Below are 16,185 nucleotides of genomic sequence, written 5' to 3'. Positions count from 1 at the left end.
CGCGAATCTGATCGACCCCCATTGCTGTCAGATTGTTCAGGTCACTAGCACCTAAACAGGTGAAAGTTGCCCTATCGCGAACGATCGCCCGCGATAGGGCATTGCTGATTAGCTAACTTGACCTCCTCCAGAACCACCAGGAGTCGTACCGCCCACCCCTAGCAACTGATCCACATAGCCTCTTTGACTAATGCTAAGCTTAATTTCGCCACTAGCCGGCACACCAAATACGGCCATAGCTTCAACTAAACTATCGACCTGGCTGGCTTCAAAAAAACTGGACTGCGAAGCGCTCACAGATATACCGTCTAAGCGAGAGCTTACATCGGAATACCAATTCTTCACTGTCATTTCAGCATCAGAGTCGAGAAGGGTAATCACTAAGTTATCTTCTGACCGAGATAGCCAAAGCTGACTAAGTTCACCTTCCACTTCTAATATGTCGAAATCAGAACCATTAGAATGGTTGTCAATTACGTCACGACCAGAATTTTTATCCATTGCATATTTATCGCTTCCATCGCCCCCTATCAAATAATCATTTCCATATCCGCCATAAATTACGTCATCACCAGCACCACCAATTAATAGGTCGTCACCTGAGCTTCCCGTTATGTATGATGAGCCTCCAGATTCGTCTGAGATGGTAGAGAAATTATTAACGTCCGGTTCATCCGAATAGACCGGAGAGACATAGCCAGTAGTCATTGGGATATTCAGGTGTGCCCGAATATCTTCAGCCGACAGATTGCCGTCATCCAATCGGAACTGGTTTACCATATTATCTCCGCCATCTAGCCAGTTCAAAAAGGTGACCTGATCTCCATTGCCACCCCACGAAACCTTCAAATCATTAGTATCGGCTTGAACGCTTTGCAAAAAACCTGCGATGGTTAATCCTTGGAAAACCGCCGCATCGTTACCGCCTCCTTGATTGTCAACTACGTCTTGTCCATGTCCATTTGAGAAATGGTAAAGATCATCTCCTCTCCCGCCAATAAGGAAGTCGTTTCCTACGCCGCCAGTTAGTGAATCATTTCCCCAGCCCCCTTCAAGCCTATCAACCCCGGCGCCGCCATCCAAGGTGTCATCACCGTTGAAGCCTTGAAGAAGATCATTTGCGTCAGTGCCAGAAAGAATACCGTCTCTTGCGACCTCATCAACAACTTTATTATAAAAACTGTCAACTGGAGGTGCAATATTAAGAACTTGGTGCACCTCAACACTTGTAATAGTCTGTCCGTAAGAGTCCGAAAGGCTCTCTATCTGATGTTTAGTGTCTAAAAAATAATTCTGGAAAACTACATTGCCACCATAGCTAGACGAGAAATCTAAAACAAGGTCGTTTTCTGACCTAGACATACTTTGCTCGATTTCTTCAAGGTTTGCCCCATTCATAACCGAAAACGAGTCAACACCATCATCATCTCTGATAATTACACTTCCACCCGTATAACTATAAGTGTCGTTGCCAGAGCCGCCGTCCAGCATAGAGAAACCTTCGGTGATGCTTAACTGATCCGCACCACCACCGCCATATAGGTAATTATTGCCCGACCATCCATCCCGATAATCGCTAATAAAATTATCATGGATATTAACGGGCAAAGGGCTGAGTAGTAACTCAATTTCCTCAGAGGAAATTGACGAGCCAGTAGCGCCTGCTTCTATAAAATCTACAACAGCCTCCGCTGATCCAAATTGATTTTTGATTCGGAGTTGAGTGCGGAGATCCCCACTAGACAATACCACCAGGTCATTGCCATCGCGATGGTATGACAGCTCGCTTAAATCCCAGGAATTTTTTATAACCACACCATCATAGCCGTTGATATTTGAATCTATTACATCGCTGCCCTCAAAATCATAAATATAACGGTCATTACCGTCCCCGCCATCCAGAACATCATCACCACGCCCACCTTGGATTACGTCGTCGCCGTCGGCCCCTCTCAGAATGTCAGATCCACTTCCGCCAATTAGCGTATCTGAACTAAATCCACCTACAAGAGTATCGTTGCCTTCCCAGCCTCGCAGCTCGCCATTACCTTTTATAGTGTCGTTTCCAATACCACCGCTAATTGCAACGTGAGGCGACACAATCGAATCGATAGTGTCAATAATAATGTCTTGAACGTCGGTAGGGTTGGGCGTTAATCCTAGATGACTCACTAAGTCAGAGAAAGAAACCTGAGTACCATCGGAAAGCCTAAAATATTCCACTCCATCCCCTTTTGCTCCATCCTCATGAGGAATGACAATGTTTAGATTTTTATCTTTTCCCCATGACAGATTCAAAGTATTGAAGAGCTGCAGACTCGTCAGACCGACTCCATCCTTCCATTGCTTTATTGTCTCTCGATCAATATTTTTTCCGCCTATGAATCTATTATCTACCCCTTCAGCAACCACCGTTCCCCATGATCCCACAAGATCTGAAAGAGACACGCCGTCTGGTAACACAACGATATCAGAAGCTCCGCCGGTAGGGTCTACATATGTCCAAGAGGTGAAAGGCGGTACCTCGCTAGTCTGATAAATGGGGATAGAGAAATCATTAATCAGATCCGAACCTGTATCAGAGTCAACAACATATGTATCCGAACCATCCCCGCCTTCCAGTATATTCCGCCCCGTTCCTCCTGCCAGTAGATCGTCCCCCCAATAACCTCTGAGCGTGTCGTTGCCGCCGCCTCCTGAAATGGCTACCCCTTGGTGCAAGCCATGCATGATACGCGTAGGATCATCGACTGATGTAACTAAATCATCGCCAAGCCCGCCATGAAAGATATTTGCGTCCGTAATATATAAAGATCCGCCCGCATCACTTCCATTTACGATCAAGTGTTGCGTATCACTTACCGTATTAGTGTATATAAAATCCTTATAGACGCGATCAGTACTTGTCGCATTTGGATAAACATAGAATCCAATCAACTCACCGGCGCTATCAAATTTCTCGACAATGATATCATTGAGATTATATGAAAACCCACTTCCCTCGCGAGCGGAATAAAACACAGGCGCACCTAATTGGCCGGCACTTGAAAGATTCGCCGCAGCTACAATGCGAGTTTCCTGATCCACAGTCGTGTTTTCAATAACGTTGCTAGTAACAACGCCTTGTATATTTGAATCGCGAACCCAATATGGCACCTCCGATACATCACCCTCTATAAATTTATGACTGGCTATGAAGGTGTCATTTGTATATTGGTAAGCATAGTTGTAAGTGTAGTTATGGCGAAGCGTGCCGTCAGACTCCAAGGAATAGCCTGAATCCAGCAATTGTAAAGAGAGTGCGCTTAACACCCTAGACTTGAAAGCTTGCTCGTAGTATTCATATCCAGCTGTATCGGCACTGCCAGACTGGGAGATATACTCATTCAGCGAGACAGTTTGATCTGACACTGTGACATCCCACCTCCCAATATTGTTATAATAATCTTTAACGGTTAATGAGTCGTCTAAGTTAGCATTCTCTATAATCAAGTCATCTCCATCCCTAGAGTACACTAGATTTTTAGGATCGACCGAGCTATCAATTTTAATCGTGTTGCGATCAGAAGCTTCATCGACAACAATGTCGTGCTTCATCCCGAGCTGAAAGATATAGGTATCATGCCCAGTCCCGCCTGCTAGGTTATCGTCCCCACGTCCGCCGAGCAGATAATCATCACCATCACTTCCATTGAGAGTATCATCGCCATCGCCGCCGTAAAGCTTGTCGTCTCCCGCCCCTCCATCTAAATGGTCATCCCCTTGTCCACCATATAGAGAATCGTTTCCTGCCTCACCGTAGATTAGGTCGTTTTGATCGCCGGCCTCTATTTTGTCATTTCCCCCGCCACCGTAAACCTCATCTACTCCTACACTTCCATAGACCCTGTCGTCATTATCTGTCCCAAACAAGATACCGCCAAATGTATCATTTTGTATTAAATCCATGCCCGGCAAGCTAGCCATAACCTCTTTAAATGACAGCTCCGAACCATCTTGGAACGTAAAAGACGAAATGGCTCCCGTTATACCCCCCACAATAATTATGCTACCGCCCGAATATACAGCCTTTAAAGCGATATCCCCGCTCCCAACGTACACAGAGGAAAACGTTACTGAGTCGCGAGCAATGCCCTGTCCAAACTCAATAACGTTTGAAGACCGAACACCCAAGGCATCTGACTTAGCGTCGATAATTATGTCATTTCCGTCATCTGCATTAAAATGATAAATATCGTTACCATCTCCCCCGAACAGCGAGTCGTCCCCGGACTGACCGAAAATCAAATCATCTCCCGCCCCAGAGTTAAGTGTATCATTACCGCCCCCGCCTACTGCAGTCCCATAGCTGTCCGTAGAGTTCAGCACTAAAGAATCTTTAACAAGCAACATCATTTCAGAGAAAGACAGGCTAATATCAGAAAACTCAAATACCGAGTGATATAATTTCTGGTAATCTTGAAAGTAAATTGTGTCAGTACCGAAAGCTAACGACAAAAGCCCGGAGGAAGCCTGCTGAGCAGCGACGCTATATTGGGAAAAAGAATTCCCGAATACAAAGACATTGCTGCCTCCCTCGTCGCGCACGACATCTACTCCATCTCCATTGTTGAAGGCGTAAATATCGCCTCCCAAGCCTGCGCCTAAAACGTCGTTTCCTAGCCCGCCTTCGATATAGTTATCTCCAGCTCCGCCATTTATTTCATCGCTTCCTGATCCGCCATAAATTACGTCGTCGCCTCCCATTGCATCTATTATGTCGTTCCCACTTCCCCCGTCGATAAAATCGTTACCATGCAGAGCAATATTTATATTCTTGCCATCGTCGCCAGCAAGAATGTCATCACCCTCGCCGCCAAAAATCGTATCTGAACCCAATCCACCATATACGGTGTCAGCACCTCTGCCAGCATCAATGAGATCGTCACCAGCAAGACTGATGCTCACATTATCGCCATCGCCGAATACTGTGTCGTTATCATCGCCTGCCATAATGGTATCGGAGCCACCAGCTCCAATTATGAAGTCCGAGCCGCTGCCTCCATCGATAATGTCGTTTCCTTGCGATAATTGGGATTCAAAATCTCCATATAGAAGGTCATCCCCCGCGCCCCCCGATATCACATCATCTGCGCCGCCACCGTAAATCTTATCAGCCCCAGCGCCGCCTTCAATGTGGTCGCTGCCATGATATTGCTCCTCTAGTGAGCCATCGCCTCCATCACCGTGGATCGTGTCATCACCAGCTCCGCCAAGTAACACGTCGTTCCCGCCGTAACCATAAATGTAATCGTCCCCCTCACCACCATCTATAAAGTCATTACCGTGCTGATTTCCAGGCACGTATTTTATATCGTTATCCCCAAGCAACAGGTCAGTCCCCGCTCCTCCATAGATTATATCGTTGCCAGCGTCCCCGCTAATTAGATCGTCACCATCCTCCCCCTCCAAGAGATCCTTACCCGCGCCCCCGGAGATGAAGTCATTTCCGTATCCCCCGTTAATGATATCGTCGCCTCCCTCTAGAGACTGTGAGTAACTAGCTCCCTCTACAATCAAAATGCCAGACTTCTCGTTGCGCTCTGTATAAAAGCCCCACTGATCTGTCGTCCTGCTTTTTTCTGCATCGCCTAGAAGAGCATCATCACCAGCGCCACCTGTGAGCAAATCATCCCCTTGTCCACCTAGCAGTAGGTCATTATTGGTGCTACCAATGACATGATCATTGCCATCCCCTGCGTCTAGCCAGTCGCCTCGAAGCCCTGCTGAATGTTCAATGGCGCTTGCGTCGGTTGAACTTTGCTTTTGGTCTCCATAAAGTAGATCGTTACCGGCATACGCAAATGCGATATCACTCCCCTCACCGCCAATAATTGTGTCAATTCCGCTCCCGCCAAAAATTCTGTCCTCTCCGTGCCCCCCATCAAGGTAGTCGTTCCCACCGCGGCTCATACCTATATAGTCATCTCCCCCATGACCATAGATAACGTCATCATTGGCGGAATCATTTAGAAAATCTTCGCGATCAAGCTCTACGATATTAGGATTAACAACGACATTTCCAATGTTATCGTATTCATACTGAACGCCAGCAGTATTAGGATCTACATCAACAGGTGCCAAATCACCGACAATCGTTGCCAAACTAGCGACAGAAACTTCAGGCTCTTGAAATTCCTCAAGAACGATGCCCAGGTGCCCCGTTAAATAATTGTCAATAACGAGGTAATCATCGTCACCATAATATATTGTCAACGCTTGACCTGAGTTACCGGCAGAAAGCACGTATCGGATCCCTCTCACTTCATCTAGCCAAGTATTCTCTGCGATCGCTTTTGCACTCGTTCCGGTCACTGCTGACCCGTTTATAATTATTGCCCCTTGTGCATCGAGATCACTGATGCGATCATGACCATCGCCGCTACTAAACCGATAAATGTCAGCTCCGTGCCCGCCCTCTAATATGTCATTCCCAGTGCCGCCGGTAATATCATCTGACCCAAGCATACCGTATATACTGTCGGTACCACTAGAGCCGGAAAGTTTATCGTCACCCTCGCCCCCCTCAATATAATCATGGCCGCCGAGACCATCGATAATATCGTTACCTAACCCGCCGTATAGATGATCACCTTTTGTTCCCCCGCTGAAATTACTACCCAATCCAGATGCGAAGATGACCAGTGGGTTTCCAGTTCCTGTGGCCATGGGAGCCTGTTGGCCTGTTTCAATATCCAAGTAGGAGAATTGCTGAATTGTATTCCCATTGAAGAACTCGGTAGAGTTCCTACTGAGAATACGGGCGAACATAGCCTCCCTATCAGCCAGCCATTGAGAGGTTATCGAGCCTACGCCCGTTGATTGATCGTAAAGCTCTAATCCTCTCCCAGGAAATCCGTCGCTTCGCTCCACTACGACTGCACTGAAGAACTTAAGAGAATTACGAATCGCGATGCCGACTGGGCCGTCTTCGGCAGCTTGGCTTTTCCAGTCACCATATTCAGCCAATGATTTGACGGTCAGGCTATTAGCCTCTTCTGCGGAAATGGAACTGAAAAACTCGTAAGCAGAAGCAATAAAGTCGGTGGAGGCCACATCCGAGACGCTTCCTGTGTATGCACGTTTAAGCATATCCAGGAATGGCTCAACGCCATAACTCTGAATAATATTAACTGTGTTTTCTAATGGCGTGCCTTTTACGAGATTTTGAACGAACGGTAGATAATTTCCGGTATCGATCATTACGCGGAACTGCTTCGCACTGATATTCCACACTAGATCTAGTCTTCGCAACAGCCAATCTTCACCGAACTCCGCAATGCCTCCTTTGACCGCTGCCCCCCAAGACTCAATTGCAAATAATACGTTCTTATAATCGTCCATCGTGTTTGCGACGACCTGAGAGGGACTAGCAGCATCGCCGGATGAGACAAGCCTCCACGTCTCATACGGCGCAACGCCACCCAACCAACTGAAAGCCAGGTCCCAGACCACGCCGAATTCGCTGTAACAGCCGTGTCAGCGGGCGACAAAGCATCTCTGAATAGAACCCGTTGAACAGCGGTGGCATCTAGCGCCGCAATTTGCTTAATTGAGGGTACAGTCCATGGAGCAAGATCTCCGCTTACGTCGCCCAAGAGCAAGCCGTTCACCACGTTTGCAGCCACCTGATTAGATGCGCCCTGGAGTTCACCTTCAGAAAATTCCCGACCTAGCCTTAGCTCTCCTTGAGTTAAAGTGTAGTCTCTGATTAATGTAGAATAGGGCCCTGTCCCACCGTTAGCTTCTATTGCAACAGAGAACCACAATCTTGCACTTTTCAGATCGCTGATCGTATTGTCGTCATAGCCGGACGTGTCGCTAAGCTTCTCAGAGATCACATCGTAGATAACTTGATATACATCGGCACAGTTCGCTTCAGGATTTCCCTGAACAGCTGTATAGGGTAAAGATCCCTCTGCTTGAAAAAGCAGTCCTGAACTCACTGAGACAGCCTCTAAAATTCTATTCTTCTCAGACTCAGAAAATACGTAACTCATATGCACCCCTATTTTATTGCGTTAGAAAGATAATTTTCTATGTGTGGCATTGCTTGTGCAGCTTCGTTTAACTGATAAATATTCAATGTCAGTTGCCCTCCCCCAGCACGGAAACGGAAAGAGGGGAATTCTAGTACGCAATAACTTTTATTATTTGAAAAATCGATAGTGCTTAGTTCGGAAAAATCCATTTCGCTCATCTGATCAATTTTTGTCTCGCTGGGTCGACTGACGCTTTTTGACCTTAAACCGTGGCATTCAAATATTCTTTGTACGGCGCCACTCGTTGTCTTTTCCTCATACTTAAGGAGATGCAAAGCGTCGCGATTCGATGCGCTAGGAGGGGGTTGATTTAAATGAAAGCTAAATCCTGGATAATTATTAAGATTTACAATCACACTGTTTCTATGCGCCTGCGACTCGCTTTGGCCTGACTTCTTCAAGCAAGTCGTCAAGTCGCTGCACCCATTATCATCTCCAAACGCAAGTAGCACTGTAAAATAACTAGGTTCTTCTGGCCTTATACTCACCTTGAGGCCATTTGGATATGCTTTCTCTCCATCCCATACGATTGCTCCTTCTAAATATTGCAAGTAACACTTACCTTTATCTCGACCGAAAGCAGCATGCAAATTTCCAAGAGCATCCTTTCTAATGCTTAGTCCGGATTTGAGCGGCCATTCGTCAAGTCCTGCCAGTTCGTCGTAACAATTTTTTTCTTTTTTAATGTCGGCCGAATGAACACTGCTCACGGAAAAGAAACTGGCAGCTATTAATATTTTTATCAAAAAAATTCTGACATAAGAGAGCATGACTAAAACCTCAATTATAATTTTTTAAATACTAACGCGCGAGTGCGCTATAAAAAAAGCGATAGTCAATCGCCTTTATCCGATGCACTACAGGACTTAGCAAAGCATATTTCCCTGCAGGCCGCCTTCTCATTTCTATAAGTATTTTTCGTCAAAATTAAATCTCGTTATAATTGGAGTTGTTTGCTTCAGGCTGAAGATAAAGCAGGTCAGCCCCCATAATTTGTTCGCGCCCGTCGACAAAGCTGGCAGTACGCCGTTGCAAACGTGATTCCGGGGCGTCGCAAAAATGAAAATCATGCTCACTGGCACGCTCCATATTGTATTCATGCCTGTCCCTGTTAGTAGTATAGCAGCGAGTCCGCAATTGACATAAAACAGCAAGCGGAAGTAACCAAATACTCTAGCTGGAAGTTAACAGTGCAGTAACCCAGCATTTCAATTCCACAGATGCCCTAACACTTACCCGCATGCACTTTTTATCGCCAAGAGCGTCCACGCTCAACGCTCTCGAAAGCTTTCACTCGTCTTAATTTGCAACGGACTTAAAAAATACTCAATGATCCGACGCCGATCAGTTTTTACTTCTGCTGTCACCACCATGCCTGGCAACAATTTTATATTCTGCCCCTTGACCGTCAAATAATCCGTGTCCAGATGAATCTTAGCGCTGTATATCAAGCCACGTTTTTCATCCTCAATGGCATCATTAGAAACGCTGATGACCTGGCCGGTGACAGCTCCATATTTAGTGAACGTGAAAGTCTCTACTTTGACCGTTACCAGTTGCCCGGGGTGGACAAATCCAACATCTTTATTTTCCAGCATAGCCTCGACTTCAACTGGTTGCCCCGTCGGCACAATTGTCAGCAGCGGCTGCGCGGGGGTCACTACTCCACCCACCGTATGTGTATTTAACTGCTGCACAGTTCCATCTACTGGAGCCTCCAGCGTCTTCAGACCGTCCTCGTACTCAGCCTTGGCATAGTCCTGTTCTAACGACGCGACTTTCTGATCCGCCTGTTGTAGTAAATCCAGCATCGCTCGTAGCGTCTGCGCTACCAAGCTCGCCCGCCGTCGTTCTGCCTCCTGTCTCGCTGCCGAGGACTGAAGTATGCTGGCTTGCTGTACGCTCAACTGCCGTTCGATGTCTAGTCGCGCCTGTTCCTTTTCCAAATAGGCGTGGCGAGCGATGTACTGTTTTTCCAGTAAGCGTCGGTAGTCATCCGCCAGTTTGGCTACGATGGGAAGCGTTTTATGAAGACTCGCTACTTGGCCCCGGGCCGATTGAACGTCGGCTTGGCGCTGAGCGATTTCGGCATCAATGGTATCTACATTGCTACGGTATTCCCGATACTGGCCCTGAAGCCAGCGCTCGGCAGCCATAATGTATTTGGGGTCGGCATTCTCGATAATGCCGGTTAACGGCCCAGGCGCCCGTTGGTGTTCTATTGCATCGATCATGGCAGCCGCTCGCGCACTATCAACGCGTGCGGCCCATAGATCGCTTGTTACTCGACTGACATCAGCCTCAGCGGCAGTTGAATCCAACTCCAATAGCAATTCGCCCGCCTTGACCGTTTGACCATCGCGCACATGTATAGCCTTCACCACTGCCGTTTCGCTGGACTGAATAATCTTGCTCTTACCACTTGGGATAATTTTGCCTGTAGCTGTCGCAACGACATCGATCTTGCCGACACATGCCCAAACTAACGTGATGGCGGAGAAAGCCATAATTGCCCACATGAGCACCCGAGGCGCCGGGTGAGACGGTCGCTCCTGCAATTCAATTGAGGCGGGAAGGAACTGAATTTCATGAGCGAGACGCCTCGGCGCATCCATCTCGCGACGGGCTTTCCAGGATTGCCTCCAAACTTGACGGTACCGCTGCAACAAGCTAGCTGCTTCTGCCTTAGACATTGCTGGCCCCTTGCTGCAAACGATGCAGCCGTGAGTAATGCCCCGCCTGATGAGTCAAAAGTTCTGCGTGAGAGCCTTGCTCGACTATCTGACCTCGTTCAACCACTACGATGCGGTTGGCATCGCGTACAGCCGAGAGACGGTGAGCAATGATGACCACGGTACGGCCTCTACAGATGTCCTTCATATTCTGCTGCACTACCCGCTCGGACTCGTAGTCCAGTGCGCTAGTGGCTTCGTCGAAGATCAGGATCCTGGGATTCCCCATCAAAGCGCGAGCAATGGCGATCCGCTGACGCTGACCTCCGGACAACGATGCGCCGTGCTCGCCCACGACGGTGTCATATCCTTCAGGGAGTTCCAAAATGAAGTCATGGGCACCAGCAAGTTTGGCAACCTGAATGACCTTCTCTAACGGCACACCGGGATCGGCCAGAGCAATATTTTCTCGGATACTGCGAGCAAAGAGCATATTGTCCTGTAGCACCACGCCAATCTGCCGGCGTAATGAAGATACATCTGCCAGTGCCAAGTCCATCCCATCCACCAATACGCGACCGCGTTCCGGAACATAAAGTCGCTGGAGCAATCGAGTCAGAGTGCTCTTTCCAGACCCTGAACGCCCGACGATACCTATCACCTCTCCTGCATTAACGCTTAAGCTGACGCCGCGTAAGATCTCTGCTCCATCTGGGCGATAGCGAAAATGCACCTGGTCGAATTCAATGCGTCCACGGATCGGCGGCAATGAACCGCGCGTCGCCTGCGCAATCTCAGTGCGAGTGTTGAGAATATCTCCCAAACGCTGCACTGAAACGCCGGTTTGCTGAAAATTAGTCCATAACTGCGCCAAGCGCATGATTGGCTGCGCTACTCGACCAGCTAACATATTAAATGCAATCAGTTGACCCACTGACAACTGACCATCAATCACCAGCCGTGCCCCCATCCATAAGGTCGCCACGGTGACTAATTTGCCAATTAACGACACGCTTTCATTGGCAAGAGTCGATAATGTTTGGGTCTTGAAGCCGGCCGCCACATAACCGGCCAATTGATTGTCCCACTTACGGATAGCTTGCGGTTCGACAGCCATAGACTTTAGCGTATCGATCCCGTTTACCGTCTCGACCAAAAAAGCCTGATTTTCAGCGCCCCGAGCAAAGCTCTCATTCAGCCGTGCCCGCAATATCGGTGTAATAAGCACCGACACTAAAATATACAACGGAAGCGACAGTACAACTATCAACGTTAACCAGCCACTGTAATAAAACATAACCGCTAGAAAAACTACCGAGAATAATACGTCGAGCACCAGCGTAATCGCATTACCCGTTAGGAAGTTACGAATATTTTCCAGTTCCCGTACTCGCGCCACCGAGTCCCCTACCCGCCGTGCTTGAAAATAGGCAAGCGGAAGGGTAACCAGATGACGAAATAACTTAGAGCCCAACTCGACATCAATACGGCTGGCGGTGTGTGCAAACACATAGCTGCGTAAACCCGTTAGGCCGGATTCGAATAGCATCACTATAGCCAAGCCAACCGCGATGACATCCAACGTCGTTAGACCGTGGTGCACAAGCACCTTATCCATTACCACTTGAAAAAATAGTGGCGTGACCAGTGAGAATATCTGCAGCGCGAACGACACAAGCATGACTTCCCCGAGCAATTTTCGGTACTTAATAATGGCTGGAATGAACCATGTAAAGTCGAACCGAGAGGGCTCTCCTGATGTACTCGCCTCGGAGCGAATCAGTAAAAGCTGCCCTTTCCAGCGAGATTGCAGTGCGTCAAACGTGATAACTTCTGGCCGCTGTTTTGCCGGATCATGGATCAGGACATTGTCTTGATCTATGCGCGCAATAATAAAGTATTTTCCATCTACATCCGTGGCTACAGCGGGCAGCGGCGTCCGAGTAAGGCGTTCAATAGTTGTTTTTACGTCTTTAGCTTTTAGACCTAGCTTTCGGGCAGCCAAAAGAATATCTGATTGCCCGAATGGGCGGTCAACGCTTCCGAACTCATGAGCAAGCTGATCAGCGGAGGCTGCTACTTGGTGAAATCGGGCGAGCATGACAAGACACGCCAAACCGGTGTCCAGCATCGTTTTTTCTTCCGGCATCTCACCACCTGTTTCTGCTTTGGCCATTATTCAAAACTCATCATGCAGAGTGAAATCCGCGAACAGTTATGGCCTAAAAGCCACAGCTAACTAATTATTCTCAATACGTCTAACTTTTCACTTCCAGGCGCGCGCTGAATTTAACGCCATCCGCTCAAATTCCTGGAGGAAGAAAGTCTCGAGAGGGCACATAATCGTTCCTCAGGTGAACAGCAAGCTGCTGCAAGTCGTCGACGCTTAGGATCCCCGCGGCCTGCTTTAATCTAAGTGTGTCAACAATATAATCATATCGTGCGTTGTTGTAGTCGCGCACGACAGTGTATAGTTGTTTCTGTGCGTTTAGCACATCAGCAATATTGCGCGAACCAATATCCACTCCCACTTGATTCGCCTCTACTGATTTTCGAGCAGATGTGATTCCCTGTCGACGGGCCTTAATTTGCGCAATGTCAGTGTTAATTCCTCGAAATGCATTACGAGTATTTAATACAACTTCGCGACGGCGGTCTTCTTTTTCATCCTGTCGCTGTAGAAGCCGCTCGACAGATTCCTTCACTTTAGAGTTAGTCATGCCGCCGGAATAGATCGGAATGTTTAACTCGATCCCAATGGTACTTTCCGCAACATTGTCTCGATACCCGTTACGCCCAAAATCTGTAGGATTGCTATAACCAAAACTGTCGTTATCCCCTTTACGGTATGAGGCGACCGCGTCGATCGTAGGTAAGTGTCCCGCCCTGTACTGCTTAAGCGTTTGCTCAGCCGCATACTCCGCTTTTTCATCAGCTTGAAGTTGGAGATTTTGACGCAGAGCCGTGTCTACCCATGACTGAGCTTCGTTAGGGATTGGCGATTCAACGGGCAGTTGATGACCCATCCCAGCTATAGATCGATAGGATTGATTAGTCAACCGGCTCAATGCTTCATACGCATCGTCGACCTTTCGCTGTAACAATTGCCGGTTCGCCTGCGCATTGTCATAGGCCGCTTGAGCGTCATAGACGTCCGTAATACTAGAGGCGCCATCTTCTAGCCGACCTTGGGCTTGGTCGCGCTGATAGAGCAGTGCGGCTTCTTCGGCCTCACCGGCTGCAAGAGCGTCAAGTTGACGCAATGTTTCAAAGTATGCTTCCGCAGCAGTAAGCGCTAATGTCTGGACTTTTACTGAAAGCTCCAGTTCGGCTTGCGCAACATTGGATTGTGCCGCCTTTAATTGAAACCAGCGATCAATACGAAAAAGTGGTTGGCTTAGGTTGGCACGAAAGGTGGTTCCGCTACGCGCACGACTGAGAGAGGGTTCGTCGCGCTCCAGACGCTTCGCTTCCGTAGTTGCGCCCGCAGTCAAACTTGGCAGGAGTCCGGAACGGGCCTGGGGTACAGCCTCGCGCTGGGCAGCGTAGGCGTGCCGCGCTGCGGACAACTCAGCATCGTTTTTAAAGGCGGACTGGTACACGCCCAGTAGATCGGCATGTTCGGCAGAAGGGGCACCAAAAGAAAAAGCAAACGGGCTAAATATACCGACAAAAAAGCATACGCATCGGTGATTTAATAACTGCATAAATGTCTTCCAAGCTGACGGCGTCTTATCGATTAATTCGGCCATACAATTGAGATCTTTAATTTTTTTGGACGATAGGTAAGCCGTTCAAGCACAGCATAAGCAACGAGATAAAGTCTTTACAATCAATCGGCTGGACTGCTTATTGGCAATAAGCCTGTATCGTTATCTCTTTCAGTTATATAGTGAATAGCTTTTTAATCTAGATAAATAAATCTGACGCTTATCCTGTTCTTGACAGGGTTGCGGCGGCAAAGAAATGGAGGCTGGGCTAAGCTCGCAATCTCGTTGATAAGGAGGCCAGTCGGCGTCTTGTTTCCAATGAGCAACGGATATTGACGCTTACTTAGTTCTGAAGGCTCAGGTATCCAAAATCGACCAATGAGCCTTTTCGTCGCACGCACTGCGCTGCCCAGGCAAGGTGCGCATCTAATATCAGCCTTTGAACCGGACGTTTCACGAAGGCGTTCAGCTCTACTAATGATCGGGTTCTGGCGTGGCTTTCGAAGCGATGAGCTCGCTCGGCTGACAGTTGAAACACAAACGCTGAGGCTGGCTCAGGCATTACCTTCTACTTGCCGTACACAAGGGTGGATCGTGATCACCAAGGGAGCACGTTTCGCACACCGCCGCTCATGAAACTTTGCCCTGTCGAGTCATACATCAACTGTATAACCGTGGCCGGGATCAGTAATGGCCCATTGTTCCGGAAAATTGATCGTTGGGGAACCTATCGGATGAGGGCTTTAAGGCCACCAGTTTGATCCCTTTGCTGCGGCGTATCCTGGAGAGCCGGTATTCCTGCAGAGGGTTACAGCAGTCAGTCCATGCGACGCGGATTGGCGACCTGGGCGTCAGCTAGTGGTTGGGACATCAAGGAGTTGATGACATACGTCGGCTGGAAGGATATGAAGTCGGCGTTGCGGTATGTGGAAGCTCGGAGTTCGTTCGGCAGCCTAGCCCAGCAGTCACAACCCTGACGATCGATGAGGCAAAGCGTCGCCGATGCCTGATCCAAGCGACGCATTCGTTGTGCCTTGGCCGCCCCTGGCAAGGCTCACGCCCAATGAGGCCTGCATATCTATAGCAGGCCCCGAGGCGGGAGTGAGCTACTCACCAATATGTTGAAGCACTATTTCAATCTTTTCCTGCGACCAGAGCATCCTCCTGCCATTTTCTCTTGAAGCGTTGAGTATCTGCCCTGAGTTCATCTGGTTTACCCGGCGCATGACGCTCGCGACCGTGGCTTGGTGCACCTTGGCTGCAATGTCAAGATCGTGAGCCTTGAGTTGCTCGCTCGTGAAAAAGTGAAGATCTAGGTTCTGTGTCATCGCAGGCCCTCCTCAGTCATTACGGATTGGAACGCCACCTACGTTACTCCGTCTACTTCGACCTTCAACGCCCTGGCCAACAGATGGTAGGGCAAGCGGACAGGTGGTTGACGACGTTGAGATATTCGAGTCTCAGCCGTTGCTAGCGATCACCGCGCCCTGCCCTCTTATGCATCAGGGCTCCCAATACGGAATGAGGGATTCCCCTGGACGATCCAGCACAATAGCTATGCTTTGCTGTGCCCGGGTAACCGCCACGTAGAACGTCGCAGCAGGGCCAGGATCAAGCGACTTGCCACGCTGCAGAAAGGTTGTGATTGGGCCTGTTGCGATGATCAGCACGCGTTCGTAGGTTGCGCCTTTGGCGACCTTGAAGTTGATGTAGTTCAGGTCG

The 16,185-nt window shown here is 48.6% G+C and carries 7 protein-coding genes; all 7 read right to left on the bottom strand.

Translation table 11 applies throughout. From position 1 onward, the window contains the following. Nucleotides 1-108: 108 nt before the first annotated feature. Complete coding sequence (locus tag HU749_RS15040; protein ID WP_186651069.1) at nt 109-7,494, bottom strand: hypothetical protein; 7,386 nt, start codon at nt 7,492-7,494, stop codon at nt 109-111. A 553-nt stretch (nt 7,495-8,047) separates the two neighbouring features. After that, nucleotides 8,048-8,851, bottom strand: coding sequence for a hypothetical protein (locus tag HU749_RS15035; protein ID WP_186651071.1), 804 nt, complete (start codon nt 8,849-8,851; stop codon nt 8,048-8,050). Between the two features lie 157 nt (nt 8,852-9,008). Further along, complete coding sequence (locus HU749_RS15030) at nt 9,009-9,170, bottom strand: hypothetical protein (protein WP_186651073.1); 162 nt, start codon at nt 9,168-9,170, stop codon at nt 9,009-9,011. A 182-nt stretch (nt 9,171-9,352) separates the two neighbouring features. Continuing rightward, nucleotides 9,353-10,774 (bottom strand): HlyD family type I secretion periplasmic adaptor subunit, encoded by a 1,422-nt coding sequence (locus HU749_RS15025; protein WP_186651075.1) that lies wholly within the window; start codon nt 10,772-10,774, stop codon nt 9,353-9,355. Continuing rightward, nucleotides 10,767-12,929: a type I secretion system permease/ATPase gene (locus HU749_RS15020; protein ID WP_186651077.1), complete on the bottom strand. Its 2,163-nt coding sequence runs from the start codon at nt 12,927-12,929 to the stop codon at nt 10,767-10,769. Before HU749_RS15020 ends, HU749_RS15025 begins: the two co-directional genes overlap by 8 nt. A gap of 127 nt (nt 12,930-13,056) precedes the next feature. Next, nucleotides 13,057-14,505 (bottom strand): TolC family outer membrane protein, encoded by a 1,449-nt coding sequence (locus HU749_RS15015; protein WP_225919092.1) that lies wholly within the window; start codon nt 14,503-14,505, stop codon nt 13,057-13,059. A 1,064-nt stretch (nt 14,506-15,569) separates the two neighbouring features. Next, a complete protein-coding gene (locus HU749_RS15010; RefSeq protein WP_186651079.1) occupies nt 15,570-15,791 on the bottom strand; it encodes a hypothetical protein in 222 nt (73 codons plus the stop codon). Between the last annotated feature and the right edge of the window lie 394 nt (nt 15,792-16,185).

The organism is Pseudomonas ogarae, from assembly GCF_014268695.2.
In the GTDB taxonomy this organism is placed as follows: Bacteria; Pseudomonadota; Gammaproteobacteria; order Pseudomonadales; family Pseudomonadaceae; genus Aquipseudomonas; species Aquipseudomonas kilonensis.
Note: the sequence above shows the minus strand (reverse complement) of the source record. Positions and strands in the feature narration are given on the sequence as shown.